Consider the following 21,495-nt stretch of genomic DNA (forward strand, 5'->3'; position numbering starts at 1 on the left):
CCTCCTTATTCTAATTCTTCTAGTTTCTCAATATATTGTTTCAAGGCATCCGGATCTTCAATAGATGCTTTCATTTGATTATAAATTTCACGACGTTGTTCAAACTTTGTATAAAGCTCTAATTTCGCTTCATAGTCTTCTACTAAATCACCAGTTCTTCTTATGTTATCATACACTGCTTGGCGACTCACATCAAAAGTATCCGCGATTTCGCTCAATGAATAATCTTCAAGATAAAATAGTTCCAAATAATTACGTTGTTTCTTAGTAAGCAGGGATTGATAAAAATCAAACAAATAATTCATGCGCAGAGTCTTAACTAAATCATTTTTGCTCATCAGGTGTCTCACCATCATTTGTCTCATGATCATCCGCATGCTCTTCGACTGTTTCTTCAATCATACCCGCAAACAAGCCGTAAACGTAACTTTCTGGGTCGAACGGTTGTAAATCATCCAACTGTTCGCCTAAACCAACGTATTTTACCGGTATATGCAATTCATTACGGATTGCTAAGACAATACCGCCTTTGGCTGTACCGTCAAGTTTTGTCAACACAATACCTGTCACGTTTGTGACATCTTTAAAGTTGCGTGCTTGAGACAATGCGTTTTGTCCTGTTGTCGCATCTAAGCATAATAATACTTCATGCGGCGCATCCGGTACTGCACGCCCGATAACACGTTTCATTTTCTCCAACTCATTCATTAAGTTGGCTTTGTTTTGCAGACGTCCTGCAGTATCGCAGATTAAAATGTCGACACCTTTATGTTTGGCCGCATTAATCGCATCATACATTACAGCTGCCGGATCTGAACCTTCGCTTTGGCTGATAACATCCACATCTACGCGTTCGCCCCATACTTTCAATTGATTAATCGCACCGGCTCTGAATGTGTCGCCTGCTGCTAACATTACTTTCTTGCCTTCTGCTTTATAACGATGCGCTAATTTACCGATTGTTGTCGTTTTGCCGACACCATTCACACCTACCATTAAGATAACGTTTAAACGGCCGTCTTCAATGTTCATAAGCTCTGAGTGGTCATCATCTTGCTGATAGATTTCAACGATTTTTTCTACGATAACTTCTTTTAAGTCTGCAGTTTCTTTGATGTTGCGGCGCTGTGCTTCTGTACGCAATTCATCTACCAGTTCCATTACCGTATTGAAACCGACATCGGCTGTGATTAACATTTCTTCTAAAGCTTCGAAGAAGTCTTCATCTACAGTACGGTAACGTGCAATCAAGTTATTCAGCTGTTCTTGGAAGTTTTCACGTGATTTTTCCAGACCTTGTCTGAACTTCGCACCCAATTTTTGAGATTCGATTTCTTCAAATTCTTCAATCGAAATCAAGCCGTCATCGAAATCAAAGTCATCTTTTGTTTCTTCTTTCGGCTGTGCTTCAGGCAATGTAGAGCGCTGCTCGGTTTTCTCAGAAGAAACGGTTTCATCCTCTTTCTTGTCATCTTCGGATTGCTCTATGTCTTGCAGTTCTTCTAAGTCTTTTTCTTCTTCTGAGGGTTTGCCTGCGAACTTGTCTTTTAGTCGTTTAAAAAAGCTCATTCTTGTTCCTCCTTCAACACTTCGTCAATTGTATTTAAATTCACACTTACAAGTTTAGATACACCAGATTCTTGCATCGTAATCCCATATAAACGATCTGCTGCTTCCATTGTGCCTTTGCGGTGAGTAATCACAATAAATTGTGTTTTCTCAGATAACTGTCTTAAATAATTCGCATAACGAATCACATTGGCTTCATCTAGTGCGGCCTCTACCTCATCTAGTATAACAAATGGAGCTGAACGTACTTTTAATAATGCAAAGAGCAATGCAATGGCACTTAAAGCACGTTCTCCCCCGCTGAGTAATGAAAGGTGCTGCAGCTTCTTGCCTGGCGGTTGTACAATAATATCCACACCGGCAGTCAAATAATCATCATCTGTTAATTTCAATTCCGCATAACCGCCGCCGAATAATGATTTGAATACTTCTGAGAAATAACCTTGTACCGCATGGAACGTTGTTTTAAAGCGCTCCATAACCGCTTGGTCCATTTCCAGAATAATTTGTTCTAATGTCGCTTTGGCTTCTCTTAAATCTGTACGCTGTTCATCTAAGAATGTGAAACGTTCATTCACTTCTTCGAACTGCTGAATCGCGTTCAAATTCACAGGACCCAGTTCTTCAATCGACATTTTCGTCAATTTCACCTTTTGACGCAATGCATCAATCGGCTCATCTTGTTCATACATGTCTTTCGCTGCTTCGAATGTTAAATGATAATCATCAGTTAAATGATCGATACAATGTGAGATTAACACATCAAGCTTCGATTGTTCTGCTTTAATATCTTGATAGCTGTTTTCTATAGATAAGATATCACGATGTGCTTCTTGAAGCTTGCTGTCGAAGTCATCAATCGATGCATTGATTTCTTGACGTTCTGTTTTCAAAGTACTCAACTTTTCGCTTAAAGCTTCTTTTTCTTCTTGCTTAGCTTTGATATCTTTTTGAATCGTTTCGAAAGCTTTCTGTCCTGTCACTTCATCCGAATTGAACAATGCTATGTCTTCTTCTAATTTTTCTTGCTGCTGCTGATTTTGTGTGATTTGATTAGCAAGACGTTCTAATGCTTGGCGTTGTGTTTTGCTGCGTTCTTTGATTACTGCCAAATCCGATTGCTTTTGATGCAATTGCTGCTGTAATTGTGCCGAGTTGGCTTTTCCTTCTTTAGACAATTGCGTTAGATTTTCGATTTGCTGTTCTAAAGCTTGCAGTTTTTTTGCGATTTCTTGTTTTTCTTGTTCTTTGGTTTCTAGTGTCTCGCGGCTGGTCGCACTTTGATATCCGTCATTTTTCTCAAATTCAAACTCTTCATGTTCATTTTTAAGATGTGCTTCGCTTTTACGCAAACGATCGAGTTCCAGCGATAAATCGTGCATTTCTTGTTTTGCTGTATTATAGCTTTTGCTGATATGCAGGTAATTTTCGCTCAATTCATTAGCATGTGCTTTCGTTTTTTGAACTTCTTGTTCGAATTGTGCGGTTTGCTGCTCATAGTCTTTTAATTGCGCTCGTAATTGTGTCAGTTCATCGCGCTGTGTCAATATACTCTTTGTTTGACGCTGCCCGCCGCCTGTCATAGAACCGCCTGGATTGACGATATCTCCTTCTAACGTCACGATACGTGTACGATAGCGAATGGCTTGTGCAAGGTCATTAGCATGCTTCAAATCATCTACAATAATCGTATTGCCGAGTAAATTATAGATAATATTGTTATATTGCTGATCAACTTGAATCAAATCAGCCGCAATGCCCATAAAGCCGGCTGCTTGTTGTGCAGTATGCATAATATCTGAACTTAAACGTCTCGGCTGAATGACATTCAACGGCAAGAACGTTGCACGTCCTAAACGATTTTGTTTTAAATACGCAATCGCTTGTCTGCCGTCTTTTTCATTATCAACGATAATATGCTGCATTGAAGCACCTAATGCCGTCTCAATCGCAGTCGTCAATTCTGACGGTACTTCGATAATTTCTGCCACTGCACCATGAATGCCAGATAATTGGCTGTCTTTTGCTTTTAAGACGTGTTTGACACCGTTAAAGAAATACGTATAGTCTTCTTCCCGACTATTCAAACTCTCTATTTTCGCTTTCAGTTTATCTGTATAGCGATAGGCTTGATACAGTTTTTCCTCATCTGCATTTTGTTGATTTTTGCTCTTCGTTAATACTGCTTCGCACGTTTTCAACTGCTGTTCCAACTCTTCGAATGCTTGCTGCTTCTCTTGGTGTTGTTTAGATAACGTATTGATTTCTGATTGAATAGCTTTTAATTGATTGAATGCTTCTAATAAGCGGCTGTCTAACCGATCTTGCTTCGCTTCGTTTTCTTCAATCGTACGTTGTAAGAAACGAATATCATTATTCACTTCTGATTGTGCTGACATTAAGTCATAGTAATCATTTTTAATCGCTTCTAACTCTTCTTCATGATCACCGTCAGCCACATACAACTGATCTTCAAGCTTTTTAATCTCAGCTGACAATGCTTTTTGTTTTTCTTGAAGTGCTTGTTTTTCTTCTTCAGCTTGTGCTTTTTCTTCAATCAGCTGGATTTCTTGTGCTTTTAACGCTTCTTGTTCTTCTTCGTAACGTGCGTTAGTTTGAGATTGGTTGCGTTTACGTTCTTCCAAAACATTCAGCTGACCTGATAGTTTTTCAGCTGCTTCTGTCGTTTGAACTAAATCATAGTTCAAGCGTTCAATTTCATCATTCTTTTGATTTAATTCAGCTTTATATTTAGATAAAGTACGTGAATAACTGTTTTTATCCGCTTCTTTTTGTGCTTGCTGACTCTTTAATACATTCAAGCGTTCATCTGCTTTATGAATCGCTTCGTTGTAATCATTAATATCATGAACAGTTACCAGCACATCGCTTTTCTTCATTTCTTGAGACAAATGCTGATATTCTTTAGCAATGGCTGCTTCTTCTCTTAAAGGTTCAACACGCCCTTCTAAATCATACAGAATATCCTCCACACGATTTAAGTTTTCTTCTGTTTGGTCCAGTTTTTGAACCGAAGCTGCTTTACGCTTTTTATATTTCAAGACCCCTGCTGATTCTTCAATAATTTGACGTCGATCGACAGGTTTCGCATTTAATATTTCATCTACACGGCCTTGCGAGATAATACTGAAAGCCTCTTTTCCTAAACCTGAATCCAGGAAAAGATCGATAATATCTTTTAAGCGTGCACGGTCATTATTTAAATAATATGCACTTTCACCGCTGCGATACAATCTGCGTGTCACGATGATTTCATCTTGTTCGACATTCAGCTGATGGGCGTGATTATCTAGTTTTAATCGTACTTCTGCATAATTTTGAGCTTTACGATGTTCGGCACCGGAAAAAATAATATCTTCCATTTTAGAACCGCGCAGAGACTTAGCTGATTGTTCACCTAAGACCCATTTAATCGCATCGGTGATATTACTTTTGCCACTACCGTTTGGACCAACAATCGCCGTCACACCTTGATCAAAGTGGACTTCAGTTTGTTCTGCAAACGATTTGAATCCAAATGCATTAATTGATTTTAAATAAACCATACTTCACTCGTTCTCCCTGTCGCTGCAATCAGCAGCTTGTTCATTGTTTCTGTTTCATCTCTGTATAAGCCTTTTCAGCGGCTTTTTGTTCTGATTCTTTCTTCGTTCTGCCTTGTCCCTCCGCAATGGCTTCGCCTTCTAACAGCACTTCAGAAGTAAATAGACGGTGGTGTGCAGGACCTTCTTCATGTATCAAGCGGTACGTCACGCTGCCTTTGTTCAGACGATGGATATACTCTTGGAATTGTGTTTTAAAGTCAATAACACCCATCAATGCATTATCTTCTACATACGGGAAGATAACAACTTGTGCAAAATGCCAAACTGCATCTAAACCTTGGTCTAAATACAAGGCACCTACAAAAGCTTCAAATGCATCTGATACCAATGACGGTCTTGTACGGCCGCCGGTTTTCTCTTCGCCTTTGCCCAGCAGGATAAGTTCGTTTAATTCGATTTTATTCGCAAATATTACAAGTGAGGGTTCACAAACGATGGTCGCGCGCATTTTTGTAAGATTGCCTTCAGGCAGTTGTGGATACTTATCAAATAAATAGCGTGAAACCGTCAATTCTAATACCGCATCTCCAAGAAACTCCAGACGCTCATTATGCGCCAGACGATCCATATTGAAATCATTAATAAAACTTGAATGTGAAAATGCTTGCTGATAGAGAGGTAAATTATCATATGAGAGTTGCAGTGCATGCATTTTATTCGCAAACTTCTCGTTAAAAGCTTGCAACAATGCATCTTTCTTATGTTTGGCCAAAAAAAGACCTCCTTTGATTATTTCAAAACGAACGATGTCGTTAAATTGCTTATGTGTCCCATTTTACGTGAATTTCAAGCAAAACAAAAGAAAAATCTGAGTCGGTCAAAGAGACGACTCAGATAGTATTGTTCATTATTTTTCAAGGTTGTTGATGAAATTAACTGCGTCACCAACTGTATTGATTTTTTCAGCTTCTTCATCTGGAATTTCAGTACCAAATTCGTCTTCTAATTCCATAACTAATTCCGCGATATCAAGTGAGTCAGCGCCTAAATCATCTTTGAAAGATGCATCTTCAGTTACTTTGTCAGCATCAACACCTAAACGGTCAACGATGATATCTTTAACTTTATCGAAGTTTTCCACGTCGATTCACCTCCTTTAACAAGCCTATATGACTCTATTATTTTCCCATTATATCATTAAGAATACAAGTGGGATAGCTCCATAAAATAGTGTAATCCCACTACTTCTCATGATTTAACGGCAATTATTCCATAAACATACCGCCATTGACATGGATTGTTTGGCCGGTAATGTATTTTGCTTTGTCAGATGCTAAGAAAGATACTGTGTTCGCAATATCTGTATCTTGACCAAAGCGGCCTAATGGAATTTGACCTTTCATTTGTTCTTTAATGTCATCGCTTAAAGCATCTGTCATATCAGAAACAATAAATCCAGGTGCTACAGCATTCACTGTAATATTTCGTGAAGCAAGTTCGCGGGCTACAGATTTTGTTAATCCGATAACACCTGCTTTTGTCGCAACATAGTTTGTTTGACCCGGGTTGCCGACAGCACCTACTACACTAGATAAGTTGATGATTGCACCGCTTCTTTGTTTCATCATTTGACGCGATACTTTTTGGATGCAGTTGAATGTACCTTTAAGGTTCGTATCAATTACGTCATCCCATTCTTGTTCTTTCATACGCATTAATAAGTTGTCGCGTGTAATACCTGCGTTATTAACCAGTACATCCACTGAACCGAATTGTTTTACGACTTCTTGAATCATGTATTTAACTTCATCAGGGTTTGCGACATTCGCTTGAATTGCGAAAGCTTCCACACCTTTAGCTTTGATTTCTTCTACGACTGCTTCTGCTTTTTCTTTGTTGCCGGCGTAGTTCACCGCAACATTATAACCGTCTTCTGCTAATTGCAGCGCAATACTGCGCCCAATTCCTCTAGAAGCTCCTGTTACTAATGCACTTTTACTCATGTTCATTCCATCCTTTGACATCTTCGAGTGTTTGAATCGAAGTTAATTTAACATCTCTGTTGATTTTCTTGATTAAACCAGATAGTACTTTGCCTGGTCCGATTTCAATAAAGTGATCGACACCTTGTTCAATTAAATACTCTGTAGATTTAATAAACTGCACTGGAGAATACAATTGTTTCACCATGTTTTGTTTAATTACTTCTGCGTCTGTTTCTGCTTGTGCATGATAGTTTTGCACGACAGGGATTTTTGCATCATGCCATTCAAATTGATTGATATAGTCTTCAAAATCTTTCTCAATCACTTGCATCATTGAAGAGTGGAAAGGTCCTGAAACTTTTAAAGGCATCACACGTTTTGCACCTAAGGATTTACCTTGTTCAACAATTCTGTCGATAGCTGTTTTATGACCAGACACAACGACTTGACCTGGCGAATTGATATTTGCCGGTTCAACAATAGAACCTTCTTCAGATAAATCTTCGCAGATTTTCGCAACTTCATCATAATCCAAACCAAGTACTGCAGCCATGCTGCCGACACCGCTTGGGAAAGCTTGTGCCATTAATTCCCCTCTTTTGCGTACGATTTTTACCGCATCTTCAAAAGAAAGTACTTTAGCCGCAACTAAGCTTGAATATTCGCCGAGGCTATGTCCCATTGTATAATCTGCACCTAAATCATTCAAAGCATTATATAATGCAATACTGTGTGTTAATAATGCAGGTTGTGTATTTTCAGTTTCACCGAGTTTGCCCTCTTCATCTGTGAACATAGTTTCTAATAAATCAAAGCCTGCTGCTTCTTGTGCAGCGTCTAATGTTTTTGTTGCATTTGTATCTTGTTGGTACAAGTCTTGAGCCATACCGACTTTTTGCGCACCTTGACCTGGAAAGATAATCGCTGTTTTACCCATTTTGTCCACCTACCGTTTCTCTCATAATATCGACAATATGATTTTCTCCTGCGATTTTCGCTTGGCGAATTGCAGAATAAAATGCTCTTGCATTCGAGCTGCCGTGTGCTTTAACGACAATACCGTCTAAACCAAGCAGTACTGAACCGCCGTATTCAGCATAGTCCATTTTCTTCGTCATTTTATCTAAATCTTTTTTCAATACTAAAGCTGCAAGTTTGTTCTTGAAGTTGGCTAATAATGCAGATTTCAGCATTTTACCGATAGATTTCGCAGTACCTTCTAAGTTCTTTAAGACCATATTGCCTGTAAAGCCATCAGTAACTACGACATCTGCGGCATCTTCCATCAATGTTTTCGCTTCAACATTGCCTGAGAAATAGAAAGAAGGATCTGCTTTCATCAAATTATAAGCTTCTTTCGTTAAGTTATTGCCTTTTTTAGGTTCCGTTCCGATGTTTAACAATGCTACTTTCGGTGCACCGATACCTCTGATTTTTTCAGCGTAAATATTGCCTAATTGCGCATATTGCAATAAATGTTCTGGTTTCGCATCCGCATTGGCACCGACATCTAAAAATACAAAGCCTTTGCCGGAAACAGTCGGAAGTGTCACCACTAATGCAGGTCGTGCTACACCTTTAATACGGCCCACAATGAAGAGTCCAGCAGACATCAGCGCGCCTGTATTGCCTGCAGAAACACATCCTGACGCTTCCCCGTCTTTTACCGCTTGTGCCGCTCTGACCATAGAGCTGTCTTTCTTTCGTTTAATGGCACGTACCGGCTCATCTTCCATTTCAATTTCTTCAGTAGTATGACGGAATTCCAAGCGCTCATGCTTGATTGTGCACTGTGCTTCATCTCCGAATAAAATAATATGTAAATCTGGGAAGTCGTTCAACGCTTTTTCTACCGCTTCTAAAACGATACCAGGCGCGTCATCTCCACCCATCATATCAATGGCTAATGTCACCATCTCGTGATCACTCCTCATTATAATAATACATTTTGAATGTACCTCTGAATACGCATTTATCTTTAACATATGACGATACTGCAACCGTAATATATTTTGAACCGAAATCAACCACTTGCGCAAAAGCATGTACGGTATCATGCAATTTCACTTGTTTTAAAAAGTTGACTTGGCTTTCTCTTGTCAGCACCATATTCTTTTGAATCAATGCTACACATAATGAATTGGCTTGTGCAAACAATATATGTCCGCGCGCAATATCATTACGCGTAAAGACCGAATCTTCCGTAATATAAATCAAAGATTCAGCAGTGACATTTGGTTCTACCCGAATCAAGTCACCGATAATTTCATTACCTTCAATTGCACGAATATGTTTGTAGTTATGTTCTGCTACAGACTTAATTCGTTTGCGCAATTCCGGTATTTTCAAGTAAGTTCTATCCAGTCTTATCGTTTGGATACTGACAGAAAATAAATCGCTCAACTCATTATCAGTCATAAAGGGGTTCTCTTGCAGACGTTGTTTGATTGCATCACGGCGCTCTTGTTTTTTCAACTTCATTGCTTTACCCCCTAATTTAGTACCAAGTCTTAAGACTTCCTTACATATCATATCATTTTCTCTTAAAACAGCTCAACAAAAAACACAACAGATTAATTAATTACAGTTTATCGAAATTAATCTGATGTGTCATGTATTGTCAGGCGCTATGAATTACATCGGCTAATGATTTTGTATGCCATTCATCCATCGCCTTGCATCTTATTCTGTTAGATTTAATCAAAACTTGTGTGTAACAGATTTTGTTCTACGAAGTTGCGCAGAATATCATACTGCTCTGTAAAGAAGGCACCAGATTGAATCAATTCAGCTGCTTCATCTCTTGCTACTTCTAACATGCGATAATCTTCAACGATATTCGCCACTAAAAAGTCCGGCAATCCGCTTTGTTTCACACCAAAGAAATCACCTGGTCCGCGCATTTCCAAATCACGTTCGCTCAGTTCGAAACCATCTGTAGTTTGCGTCATGATATTCATACGCTCAATCCCAGTTTCGGTTTTCGGCGATGCAATCAAGACACAATAACTTTGATGTTCGCTTCGTCCGACACGGCCGCGTAATTGGTGGAGCGTAGAAAGTCCGAAGCGATCAGCATCATAAATTATCATAAACGTCGCATTAGGGACGTTTACCCCCACTTCCACTACAGTCGTCGAAACTAAAATATCGATTTCATGTCGATTAAACCGCTGCATGACATCATCTTTATCATCCGCATGCATTTTACCATGCAATAATCCGACACGGCCGACACCATAATGCTGCTCCAGCGATTCATATAACTCAATCACATTTTGTACATCTTCGAGATGTTCTGAGCTTTCAATCAGCGGACTGATAACATAAGCTTGTCTGCCTTTATTCAGTTCAGCTGTCATTTGATTCAAGACAGATTCATACGCTTCATGTTTTGCCCACATGGTCTTAATTGGTTTTCGTCCTTTCGGCAATTGTTTGATAGAAGATACATCCATTTCTCCGAATACAGAAATGGCTAACGTTCTAGGAATCGGTGTCGCAGTCATAAACAATACATTCGTCATCGCACCTTTTTCTCTTAAGGCTTGACGCTGATTTACACCAAAACGGTGCTGTTCATCCGTAATCACTAATCCAACATTTTTAAACGACACATCATCTTGAATCAAAGCATGTGTTCCGATTAAGCAATCAATTGTACCATTTTCTAATTGCTCTAATAATAATCTGCGTTTCTTGCCTTTGACCGATCCTGTAAGCAAAGCAACATTCATGCGATCACCGAACAGCTCAGTTAAACTTTCCGCATGCTGTTCTGCTAAGATTTCAGTCGGTACCATGAGCGCAGATTGGTAGCCGGCTGTTTTTAACGCATACATACAAAGTGCTGCGACTACAGTTTTACCTGAACCTACATCCCCTTGCAGCAAGCGATGCATTCGTATCGGTGCTTTTAAATCTCTGAAGATTTCATTCACCGCTGTTTTTTGCGCGTCTGTTAATTCAAACGGCAAATCATCGATAAATCCTTTGACTTTGTTTAAATCATAATCGATTTCAATCGCATCATCGCTTGCTTTTTCAAGGCGATTCAGCCACTGCATACGCAGCTCGAATAAGAATAACTCTGTGAAGGCATATGTTCTGCGTGCTTTTAATAATGCTTTTTTATTATCCGCATAATGCAGCGCTCGTATTGTTGAAGCGAGTGATTCTAATTTATATTTTTCGCGCAATTCATCTGACAGCCATTCTTTGATTTCTATGTCATCTAATACTTTGCGGATAATATCTCTCAAAGTTTTTTGTTTGATGCCTTCTTTGATGCGGTAGACCGGTTCAAGCTGTTCTTGATCTTGGCTCATATCCGGCTGTTCTGTGGTATACATTCGCATACCATTGATTTCTTGTTTGCCGCGGTTCCATTTGCCTTTAATAGTCACATGGTCGTGCAGATTAACTTTCTTTTTTAAATAAGGCTGATTGAAGAAGACCGCTTTCACCGCAATATTATTTACCATTAAGTGCAGTGTCACTTTTGAACGGTTTCTTCCAAAAAAAGCGACAGTGGGCGTAGTATACACTTCGCCGACCACTGTCACGGTTGATTGATCTTCTGCTTCATTTAAATCTACCACGCTGTTATCTTCATAGCGTACAGGCAAATAAAGTACTAAATCTTCTACGTCATATATATTCAGTTCATTTAATACACCGATTCGCTTCGGACCAAGTCCTTTGATTTGATCCAGCGAATAGGGTTGATCAATGAGGTTTACTTTAGTCATGTTTAATCACCAAATATTTGTTGTTTTAAGCGTTGGCCGGTTGGTGTTCCAGCGAGTCCGCCGCGTCCTGTTTCACGCAGTGCTGAAGGCATCGTCTGCCCGATACGATACATTGCCAAAATCACTTCGTCTGTAGGAATACGCGATGAAACGCCTGCAAGTGCCATATCCGCTGACACAATTGCATTCGAAGCCCCTGCTGCATTACGTTTCACACAAGGCACTTCAACCAATCCCGCTACCGGGTCACATACTAAACCTAGCATATTTTTCATACAAATTGCAAAAGCTTCAGCTGATTGCTGCGGCGTGCCCCCGGCCATTTCCACAGTTGCAGCTGCAGCCATCGCTGCGGCAGAACCGACTTCTGCTTGGCAACCGCCTGCAGCACCTGAAATTGAAGCATTATTTGCTACGACAAAGCCGAAAGCACCGGCTGTTAATAAAAAGTTCAGCATGTCTTTATGAGAAGGGTTGAAGCGGTGTTTAATCGCAAATAACACCCCAGGAACAACACCTGCAGAGCCGGCTGTCGGCGTTGCACAGATTTTCCCCATCGCCGCATTCACTTCATTCGTCGCAACTGCTTTGCTGACCGCATCTAATAAGATTGGTCCGGAAAGGGCTTGTCCGCTTTCTAAATACTTTTTAATTAAAACAGCGTCGCCTCCTGTTAATCCAGTGGTCGAAGTCACACCATTCAAACCTTCATCCAACGCATTTTCCATCGTTTTAAAATGATGGCCCATACCTTCATATACTTCATCAGCCGATACCCCGGTTACTGACATTTCTTGTTCCAGCATAATTTCATGAATGGCTTTGCCTTCTGTTTCACATCTCTCTACTAATTCTTCAACAGTCTTAAACATGTGTATGCCCCCTTCCATTTTAATCCTCCATCAATGAAACAGCTGTCACGCCGTCCACCGCTCTGATTTTATTAAGAATTGCTTCATCTGGTTCTTCATCTAATTCGCACGTCATTAACGCAGAATCCCCTTTTTCTTTACGCGCGACTTGCATGGACCCTACATTGATACTCGCATCGCCTAATATATTCGTCACACGTCCGATGGTGCCGAATGTATCGCGGTGAAAGACTAATAATGTAGGATAATTGCCTGAAATACTGATTGGGAATCCATTGACGGCGACAATTTCAATTTTACCGCCGCCGATAGAAACCCCTTCTACAGAAATGGTTTTATCACCTTTAGTCATACTCAGCACTGTCGTATTCGGATGCGGTTTATCTTCATGTATCTCGATAAAGTTGACCTTCATTCCTTCAGCCGCTGCTGTTGCTAAACTGGTTTTAATACGATCATCATCGGTATCATAACCTAACAATCCGCCCACTAAAGCAACATCCGTACCATGTCCGCGATAGGTTTCCATAAACGAACCGTATAAATAAATATCGACACGTTCCGGAAAATCGCCGAATAAGTCGCGTGCGACTAACCCGATTCTTACAGCCCCCGCTGTATGTGATGATGACGGTCCTACCATAGTCGGCCCGATAATATCAAAGACACTTTTAAACTTCATTGAAACTCCCCCTTACTCCATCGTGTTATTTGATTATTACAACTATTTCAAATATTATAACAATTTATCTGACAAAATAGTACTATTTTTCATTTCCTTCTCGCAAAATCGAGTTGAATACATTCTAATACTGCATTTAAAGCTTATATATTTTGTATTGTTCTGACTTCACACAGAAAAATTCACTTAGGCTGTCCTTTGAACCTAAGTGAATTCATTACATCTCTGCTATGTGATTTTCAATCTTATTCAACTGAGAATAAATACGGATAAATCGGTTGATCTCCGACTTGTTCATCTACTTCAACATCAGGATATTCTTCTTCTAACCACTCTGTTAAAGCTTCTGTTGTTTCTGATTCTGCTTCTTCTCCTGTTAATACAGTGACAATTTCAGAATCATCATCAATCATATTTGCTAATAGAGCTTTAGCTGCTTCTAATTGAGTTGTTTCGCTCGCAACGATTTTACCTTCTTTAAGGCCCATAAATTCGCCTTCTTTAATCGCAATACCGTCAATTGTAGTATTACGCACCGCATTCGTAATCGCACCTGAAACAACATCATTTAAAGCTTCAGTCATTGTAGCTTGATTATCTTCTAATGCTGCGTCTGGTAAATAATGGAATAATGCTGCGATACCTTGCGGAATAGATTTTGTCGGAATCACGACTGTATCCGCTTCAACAATTTCAGCTGCTTGGTCGCTTGCCATTTGAATGTTTTTATTGTTCGGTAAAATAATTGCTTTTTTCGCACCTGATTGTTCAATGACTTTCACAATATCTTCTGTTGAAGGGTTCATTGTTTGACCGCCATTGATAATAGATGTTGCGCCCATAGATTTGAAGATTTCAGAAATACCTTCGCCCATAGAAATCGCAATAATTGCTGTTTCTACTTGTTCAGCGTTATTATTTTCTGCTTTCTTCTCTTTATTGACCACCTTACGGTGTTGTTCACGCATGTTTTCAGCTTTGACTTTAATTAATTCGCCGTATTCTTGGCCATAATTAAAGACTTCGCCTGGATGTTCAGAGTGAACATGGACTTTTACAATCTCATCATCATTAATTACTAGTAATGAGTCGCCGAACTTCGTCATATCTTGACGGAATTCTTGTTCGTCGAATGGACGTTTGTTTTTATCGAAGCGTACCATCATTTCAGTACAGTAACCATATACAATATCTTCAGTATTGATAATACCTGAGAAATCATGGTCATCGTTAACGAAAGTTTCTGTATCCAGTTTAGGTGCAGCAGCTTCTACTTTTTCACCTTTTAGACCTTTTAAGAAACCTTCATACACACATAATAAACCTTTACCGCCGCTGTCTACGACGCCGACTTCTTTTAATACCGGTAATTGGTTCGGTGTATTATCTAAAGCAATACCGCCTTGTTCGATAATAGCTTCTAATACTTCTGTACAATCTTCTGTTTGTTTTGCTTTCTCTACACCAGCTTTAGCCGCTTCTTTGGCTACAGTTAAGATTGTTCCTTCTACTGGTTTCATCACTGCTTTATAAGCTGTATCGATACCTGCTTCAAAGCTTTCTGCGAATGCTTTCGCATCCACTGTTTCATAATCTTCCATGTTTTGGCAGAAGCCTCTGAAGATTTGCGAAAGAATTACACCTGAATTCCCGCGTGCACCCATAAGCAAGCCTTTTGAGAAAGTCTTCCCTAAAGCGCCAATGTGATGAGATGCATTATGTTCGACTTCTTCTCTCCCTGAAGTCATTGTCAGATTCATGTTCGTACCTGTATCGCCGTCTGGAACAGGATAAACATTTAATGCATTGATTACCTCTGCATTATTAGATAAATTTTGTGCCCCTTGGATTACCATATCGGCAAATAATTTACCATCTATTTTGCTGATCATCATGTCGTCCTCCTAATGTTTCTTGCCGTAATTATTCATACGTACACCCTGTACATAAATATTGATTGAATTCACTTTTAGATTTAATGTTTTTTCCAAAGTATATTTAACAGTAGATTGCACATTATTCGCAACTTCTGAAATTTTGATTCCGTAACTTACAATAATATACATATCAATGTCGATTGCTTTATCATGCGAACGCACCACGATACCGCGTGCATAATTTTCATGACCTAAAATTTCCGCAATCCCATCTCTTACTTGTTGTTTGGATGCCATTCCGACAATACCATAACATTCTACGGCCTTTCCGCCTACTACTGATGCGATCACTTCGTTTGAAACGTCAATATTGCCGTATTCATTGGTAATTTCTAATGTCATTATGAGTTCCTCCTTAAGATAGGTCTAACAAGCACATTTAAAAGGCTTGTATCTATTACTTACTATTATATAATGAATAGCGTAATAATGCCTTTTTTTCAATGCCGGATAACTCTGGCACATCCCTTTAATTCAATTGAGTGGGTGATGAAGTCCACATAATTGCTTTTAAAGTAAAACGCATACATAGACATTTACAAATTATAACACAATTTTGTTCTTTATTTAGAATAACTTAAAAAATTCTTGCACTGCAACAAATTTTGGTTGCCAATTTGTGAAATCTGTGCTAAATTAGGAAAGTATATCATAAGTCCGTGTGTTTATATTTATTAAAGGAGGTACTTTCATGGGTAAACAATGTTTCGTAACAGGTCGTAAAGCTTCGACTGGTAATCGTCGTTCACACGCTTTAAACTCTACTAAACGTAGATGGAATGCTAACCTTCAAAAAGTTAGAATCCTAGTAGACGGAAAACCTAAAAAAGTTTGGGTTTCTGCACGTGCTTTAAAATCTGGTAAAGTTACTAGAGTTTAATAAATATAAAGCACATGAACAAACGACTCGTATGTGGCGGGTCGTTTTTCTTTTGTCTTTTTTTAACAAAAAGGATTGGCTTGCATTTTTAATGCGCCAATCCTTTTATTTTGTTTAAACACTTATATTTCATGTTTACCTGTTAATCATGGCTGCGTACACAAAGCACACCGCCCGCTTCTACAATGACTTCTGCTTTCTCAGCTTCAATCTCATTTGAAATCGTTAATGTAGACCCTTGATACAAAGTTTGATGATCTAACGGATACTTGAAACCATTTAATGAAATCACAGTATGATCTCTTTGCGGCACAAATGAGGTATATTTGAAATCAGCATCATACGCCATTTCATGCGTCCCTTTACCTAGATAAACAATCTCATTTTGCTTATCAATCAGACGCACGACTACACCTGCATCCAAGTAATCAGGTTCTTGCAGTAATTGGACAGCACCTAAAAAGTGATCCAGTCTGCCGCCGGTCGCACCGTAAATGTTAATTTCATTAAAGCCGCATTCTACGGCTTCTCTGACACCTAAGCCTAAATCCGTATCTGCTTTTTCAGCTTTTACCGGATGGATATCTAATTGATTTTTCAAATCTATCCGTTCTTCTTCTGTGACAGAATCAAAGTCACCTAATGAAAATATCGGTTGAATATCATGTTCTACCAGAATGAGTGCACCTCTGTCGATACCGCCCCATTCTTCGTCTGCTTTTCGTTGTAAAAGATGATGCGGCAAATGGCGATCGCCGCATAATAGATTGATTTTCATAAGCTCCCCCTGCTTTCGCTTGCCTGCCTTTACTTAGAAGGTGCGTCTGCACCTTTTAATGCTTCTGCCACTGATTGATAGTCGGCTTGTTTAAAGAAATATGAACCTGTCACAAGCATGGTTGCACCTGCTTCGACACATTTTTGGCCGGTAATCGCATTGATACCGCCGTCGACTTCAATATCGAAATCTAAATCGAATTTTTCTTTATACGCTTGTAATGCGGCTACTTTTTCAACACTGTTTGAAATGAAAGCTTGGCCGCCGAATCCAGGATTGACTGTCATCACTAAAACATAGTCGACATCATGCAAAATCGGTTCAATTGCCGCTGCGGAAGTACCTGGATTAATCACTACGCCTGCTTTAGCGCCGTGTGCATGAATCAATTGAATCGCACGATGGATATGCGGTGTTGCTTCAAAGTGGACTGAAATCATATCTGCCCCTTTATTCGCAAACTCTGCGATATACGCTTCTGGATTTTCAATCATTAAATGCACATCAATCGGTAAATCAGTACCTGCATTGACAGCTTCTAAAATTGGAAGCCCGATTGAAATATTCGGCACAAATTGACCATCCATGACATCAAAGTGCACACCATCGACACCTGCTGCTTCTAACGCTTTCAACTCATTGTGCAGATTTAAAAAATCTGCTGATAATAGGGATGGAAATACTTTAACCATTAATATCTTTCCTTTCGTGATGCAATTTCTTCAAATAATTGTACATAATGCTGATAACGAAATTGCGCTATATTGCCCGCTTCTACTTGTTCTTTCACATTACACTTCGGTTCTTTCATATGATTGCAATTTCTGAACTTGCAACCTTGTCCGTATGCTTGAATCTCTAAAAAGTAATCTTTGACCTCATCTTTATGGATATGATCAAAATCAAGTGCACTGAACCCAGGCGTATCTGCCACAAAGCCGTTGGCGCGTTCAAACAATTCTACGTGACGCGTCGTATGTTTGCCGCGGTTTAAAGACTTTGAAATTTGGTTCGTCTCAAGCTTCAAGTCAGGACGATACGCATTGAGCAGTGTGGATTTGCCGACACCAGATTGTCCGCTCAGCACCGCAAGACCTTCGCCCCATGCGTCAAATACCGCTTCGATTGAATCCTCTTTGCCGACAAATTGCGTCGCATAACCGATGTCTTGATACACTGCTAATGCTTGTTCAATACGTTCGATTTGCTCCTCATCAGCCATATCTTTTTTCGTTACTACAATACGCGGATTCAACCCGTAGGAATGCGCAATGACTAAGAAACGATCTACCAATTGCGTTGAAAAATCAGGCTGTACTGCACTCATCACAATAATCAGATGATCGATATTGCTGACTGGCGGCCGCTTCAGCTCATTTTTTCTTTCATGAACATGATGGATATAGCCTTCTGTCACATTTTCAATTTCAAAATCTACGATATCTCCGACAATAGGAGAAAATTTCTTTTTGCGGAATAAACCGCGGGGTTTTGTATCAAACATTTCACCGTCTGAATCCACACGGTACACACCGCTGATCGACTTGATAATACGTCCTGTCCTCACCGAGACACCTCTCTTATTTGCGTTCATTTTCACTAATACATTATACCAAACGTTTCACTATTACACGAACGGTTGATACAAAAACATCCTACCTCTTAAAGCCTCAGTTTAAGAGATAGGATGAATGGATTGCTATTCATTTTTTAATAGCCGACATCTTTGTCTGCGACAATTTTATCATCAACACGTACTGTGTAGCCTGCTGTTTTGCCTTTTTCGATTTTTAAAGGAATAGACACAGAACGGTCGCTCGTAATATCCATCGTTTGCGATGCTGAAGTGCCGTCATGGTCTTTGTCTCGAATAAAGATCTCTACCTTTTGGCTGTCGCCGTCTTTACCTGAATACGGCACTTTTACAGATTGTGTCACATCTTTGACTGAGCTTTCATCAGATTTATCTTCATCGCTGCTGTCATCATCAGATTTTTTACCTAATGACACGACAAAAGTAATCGTCGAATCTTCATCGACAGACTTGCTTTTCGGCGATTGAGAAATAACTTTGCCTTTTTCAACTTTGTCGCTGTGTACTTCTTTTTCTTTCACAGGTTTCAAGCCTTTTTCGTGCAGTTCTTTCTCTGCTTTGTCATAGCTTTCGCCTATATAGTCTTTAACATAGACTTGTTTAATCCCTAAGGATTCTGTCAATACAATATGTGTATCATTAATCGGCACTTCTGTATCAGCCGCAATGTTTTGATGTTCAATCAGACCGCGCTCTAATTTTGTTTTAGAATATGCTTGGCCGACAGAAATATGCTTAAAGCCTAATTTATCCAGCAATTTTAAAGCTTCTGCTTTAGTACTGCCGTATAGGTTCGGCATTTGTACTTTTTTCGGTCCTTTAGACAAGACAATATTGACGGTGCCATGTTCTTCCACGCGTTCGCCTGGAGCTGGATCCGTCGTGATAATTTGATTCTCTTGATACTTATCACTGAATGCACGTTTGGTTTTGCCGACTTTGATATTATGCTCTTTCAAGATTTGTTCGGCTTGTGCTTCTGTTTTGCCTCTTAAATCCGGTGTTTCAATATATTTGTCTCCGAATACACCATAAGCCACAAAGCTGATTAAACTAATGAGCAGTACCGCAAAGATAAGTCCGAAGAAGAATTTTTTCTTTTTGGACCGTTTCTTTTGAGGCACTTCATAAACCGGACCCTCTGTACTTTGGAACCGTTGCTGATTCACAATCGGAATTTCCATCGTTTGATGAATCGGTTCTTCTTTTTTGCCTTCCGGCTGTGTTTTTGATTCTTTCGCAATCGCGTCTTTATCAATCGCAATTGTTTTCGTATCCGCTTCATCCGATACATAAGGTGTTTCGCCTGCTCGGCATTTTTCAAGCGCACTGCTTAAATCTTTTTTCATGCTTTCAATGTCTTGGAAGCGGTTGTCTCTATCTTTTTCTGTAGCTTTTAATATAACATTGCTTAATGCTTGAGGAATTTCAGGTCTGATATCCGTCGCATTCGGCATCGGGTCTTGTATATGCTTTATCGCAATACTGACAGCTGTCTCTCCGGTAAACGGCGGCTCGCCGACAAGCATTTCGTATAGAACAATCCCGATTGAATAAATATCTGTACGTTTGTCCGTAGCTTCGCCTTTGGCTTGTTCAGGCGATAAATACTGAACCGTACCCAACACATGACTGGTTTGTGTCATCGCAGTTTCGCTCAATGCTTTCGCAATACCGAAGTCTAAAATCTTTAACGTTTTATTGCGATCGACTAATATATTTTGCGGTTTAATATCTCTATGTACGATACCCATTTCATGTGCATGCTGAATACCTTCTAGTATCTGCTGGGCAAAGCTGACTGCTGTTTCAACACTTAAAGGTCCATGCGTTTTAATATATTCAGAGAGTGTCGGACCTTCGATATATTCCATCACTAAATAGAAATATTCATGATCTTCTCCGACATCTTTTACACTGACAACATTGTCGTGCGAGAGACGTGATGTATTATGAACTTCACGTTCAAAACGTCTTACCATATCTTCTTTTTCATGCGGCGCAATATGAATCATTTTAACAGCGACTTTGCGATCTAAGATGGAATCTTCAGCGAGGTATACATTACTCATGCCTCCGCCGCCTAAAAATTCTATTATCTTATAGCGTTCGCTGATGATTGAGCCTATCATCATACGCGGTCACCTTCTATTTCTGCCAATACAAGGCTGACATTATCCGTTGAATCATGTATTTGCGCAAGCTCTAATAAAGCTTGTCCTTGTGCTTCAAGCGGCAAGTCTTGATTGAGCTGTTCTTTAATTTGAAACGGACGGACAAAGTCAGTTAAACCATCAGAGTTCATCAATAAATAGTCGTTAAAGTTAAGACGCTTCACATAAATATCCGGTACGACAAATTTATCTGTCCCCATCACACGTGTAATAATATTACGCTGCGGATGTGTAAACGCCTCTTCTTCTGTAATCTGACCCGTCATCACCAAATGATTCACAAAAGAATGGTCATTGGTAATTTGTTCGATTTCTCTGCTGTTGACCAGATAAGCACGAGAATCGCCGATGTTTGCGATGACCGCATGCTTATCAAAGATCAGGGCTGCCACCGCAGTGGTACCCATGCCTTTGAAATTGTCATCAGTCAACGCATAGCTGTAGAGCTCTCTATTCACTTTTTGAAGTTTCATACGCAGCCAATCTTCTGCTTGGTGTTCTTCTACCAAATTTTCTTCTTCGAATAGCTCCTTTAAGCGTTGAACCACAAATTCACTTGCGACTTCCCCAGCTTTATGGCCGCCCATTCCATCACATAAAACCAATAGTTGCTGCTCTGTCATGTTATAGAAGATACCGCCGGCATCTTCGTTTTTTTCCCTATGGTGTCCTGTGTCTGTGAAAAATTCTGCATTTAGCATAGGTTC

20 protein-coding genes are annotated in these 21,495 nt (G+C 39.6%); 1 reads left to right on the forward strand and 19 read right to left on the reverse strand.

The genetic code is table 11. The annotated features are described in order from the left end of the window. Positions 1-5 precede the first annotated feature (5 nt). The 14 genes from DVJ99_RS05855 to DVJ99_RS05920 all read right to left on the reverse strand — a co-directional run bounded on the left by DVJ99_RS05855 (position 6) and on the right by DVJ99_RS05920 (position 15,704). Positions 6-338 (reverse strand): putative DNA-binding protein, encoded by a 333-nt coding sequence (locus DVJ99_RS05855; RefSeq protein ID WP_105992997.1) that lies wholly within the window; start codon positions 336-338, stop codon positions 6-8. After that, positions 325-1,569, reverse strand: coding sequence for a signal recognition particle-docking protein FtsY (ftsY, locus tag DVJ99_RS05860; RefSeq protein ID WP_114603517.1), 1,245 nt, complete (start codon positions 1,567-1,569; stop codon positions 325-327). The genes DVJ99_RS05855 and ftsY overlap by 14 nt, the downstream gene beginning before the upstream one ends. Beyond that, positions 1,566-5,135, reverse strand: a complete 3,570-nt coding sequence (gene smc / locus DVJ99_RS05865; RefSeq protein WP_114603518.1) for a chromosome segregation protein SMC — start codon at positions 5,133-5,135, stop codon at positions 1,566-1,568. The genes ftsY and smc overlap by 4 nt, the downstream gene beginning before the upstream one ends. A 40-nt stretch (positions 5,136-5,175) precedes the next feature. Then, complete coding sequence (gene rnc / locus DVJ99_RS05870; RefSeq protein ID WP_114603519.1) at positions 5,176-5,907, reverse strand: ribonuclease III; 732 nt, start codon at positions 5,905-5,907, stop codon at positions 5,176-5,178. Positions 5,908-6,042: 135 nt separating this feature from the next. After that, the gene (locus DVJ99_RS05875) at positions 6,043-6,276 is read right to left on the reverse strand and encodes an acyl carrier protein (RefSeq protein WP_002480667.1); all 234 of its coding nucleotides are present in this window, start codon (positions 6,274-6,276) and stop codon (positions 6,043-6,045) included. 124 nt (positions 6,277-6,400) lie between these two features. Next, the gene (fabG, locus tag DVJ99_RS05880) at positions 6,401-7,138 is read right to left on the reverse strand and encodes a 3-oxoacyl-[acyl-carrier-protein] reductase (RefSeq protein WP_114603520.1); all 738 of its coding nucleotides are present in this window, start codon (positions 7,136-7,138) and stop codon (positions 6,401-6,403) included. Continuing rightward, complete coding sequence (gene fabD / locus DVJ99_RS05885; RefSeq protein WP_114603521.1) at positions 7,131-8,057, reverse strand: ACP S-malonyltransferase; 927 nt, start codon at positions 8,055-8,057, stop codon at positions 7,131-7,133. The genes fabG and fabD overlap by 8 nt, the downstream gene beginning before the upstream one ends. Then, positions 8,050-9,036 carry a phosphate acyltransferase PlsX gene (plsX, locus tag DVJ99_RS05890; protein WP_114603522.1) on the reverse strand — a complete coding sequence of 329 codons (987 nt, stop codon included), beginning with the start codon at positions 9,034-9,036 and terminating at the stop codon, positions 8,050-8,052. The genes fabD and plsX overlap by 8 nt, the downstream gene beginning before the upstream one ends. 7 nt (positions 9,037-9,043) lie before the next feature. Beyond that, complete coding sequence (gene fapR, locus DVJ99_RS05895; RefSeq protein WP_105993004.1) at positions 9,044-9,601, reverse strand: transcription factor FapR; 558 nt, start codon at positions 9,599-9,601, stop codon at positions 9,044-9,046. 215 nt (positions 9,602-9,816) lie between these two features. After that, positions 9,817-11,871 carry an ATP-dependent DNA helicase RecG gene (recG, locus tag DVJ99_RS05900; protein WP_114603523.1) on the reverse strand — a complete coding sequence of 685 codons (2,055 nt, stop codon included), beginning with the start codon at positions 11,869-11,871 and terminating at the stop codon, positions 9,817-9,819. A 2-nt stretch (positions 11,872-11,873) separates the two neighbouring features. Continuing rightward, a complete protein-coding gene (gene sdaAA, locus DVJ99_RS05905) occupies positions 11,874-12,743 on the reverse strand; it encodes an L-serine ammonia-lyase, iron-sulfur-dependent, subunit alpha (RefSeq protein WP_105993006.1) in 870 nt (289 codons plus the stop codon). A 19-nt stretch (positions 12,744-12,762) separates the two neighbouring features. Then, on the reverse strand, positions 12,763-13,425 hold the full coding sequence (gene sdaAB, locus DVJ99_RS05910; protein WP_114603524.1) for an L-serine ammonia-lyase, iron-sulfur-dependent subunit beta: 663 nt from the start codon (positions 13,423-13,425) through the stop codon (positions 12,763-12,765). A 245-nt stretch (positions 13,426-13,670) separates the two neighbouring features. Next, entirely contained in the window at positions 13,671-15,317 is a 1,647-nt protein-coding gene (gene fakA / locus DVJ99_RS05915; protein ID WP_114603525.1) for a fatty acid kinase catalytic subunit FakA, read from the reverse strand. A gap of 12 nt (positions 15,318-15,329) precedes the next feature. Beyond that, the gene (locus DVJ99_RS05920) at positions 15,330-15,704 is read right to left on the reverse strand and encodes an Asp23/Gls24 family envelope stress response protein (RefSeq protein WP_105993009.1); all 375 of its coding nucleotides are present in this window, start codon (positions 15,702-15,704) and stop codon (positions 15,330-15,332) included. 349 nt (positions 15,705-16,053) lie between these two features. Between DVJ99_RS05920 and rpmB the strand changes: the two genes are divergently transcribed. After that, positions 16,054-16,242: a 50S ribosomal protein L28 gene (rpmB, locus tag DVJ99_RS05925; protein ID WP_000517908.1), complete on the forward strand. Its 189-nt coding sequence runs from the start codon at positions 16,054-16,056 to the stop codon at positions 16,240-16,242. A 142-nt stretch (positions 16,243-16,384) separates the two neighbouring features. Here rpmB and DVJ99_RS05930 read toward each other — a convergent pair whose 3' ends face one another. The 5 genes from DVJ99_RS05930 to DVJ99_RS05950 form a co-directional block, all read right to left on the reverse strand. Further along, a complete protein-coding gene (locus DVJ99_RS05930) occupies positions 16,385-17,020 on the reverse strand; it encodes a thiamine diphosphokinase (protein ID WP_114603526.1) in 636 nt (211 codons plus the stop codon). 29 nt (positions 17,021-17,049) lie between these two features. Continuing rightward, positions 17,050-17,712: a ribulose-phosphate 3-epimerase gene (gene rpe / locus DVJ99_RS05935; RefSeq protein WP_114603527.1), complete on the reverse strand. Its 663-nt coding sequence runs from the start codon at positions 17,710-17,712 to the stop codon at positions 17,050-17,052. Beyond that, positions 17,712-18,587: a ribosome small subunit-dependent GTPase A gene (rsgA, locus tag DVJ99_RS05940; RefSeq protein ID WP_114603528.1), complete on the reverse strand. Its 876-nt coding sequence runs from the start codon at positions 18,585-18,587 to the stop codon at positions 17,712-17,714. Before rsgA ends, rpe begins: the two co-directional genes overlap by 1 nt. A 143-nt stretch (positions 18,588-18,730) precedes the next feature. Continuing rightward, a complete protein-coding gene (gene pknB, locus DVJ99_RS05945; protein WP_114603643.1) occupies positions 18,731-20,746 on the reverse strand; it encodes a Stk1 family PASTA domain-containing Ser/Thr kinase in 2,016 nt (671 codons plus the stop codon). After that, positions 20,746-21,489 (reverse strand): Stp1/IreP family PP2C-type Ser/Thr phosphatase, encoded by a 744-nt coding sequence (locus DVJ99_RS05950; RefSeq protein WP_114603529.1) that lies wholly within the window; start codon positions 21,487-21,489, stop codon positions 20,746-20,748. The genes pknB and DVJ99_RS05950 overlap by 1 nt, the downstream gene beginning before the upstream one ends. Between the last annotated feature and the right edge of the window lie 6 nt (positions 21,490-21,495).

The sequence above is a fragment of the Staphylococcus sp. EZ-P03 genome (assembly GCF_003344575.1).
In the GTDB taxonomy this organism is placed as follows: Bacteria; Bacillota; Bacilli; order Staphylococcales; family Staphylococcaceae; genus Staphylococcus; species Staphylococcus simulans_B.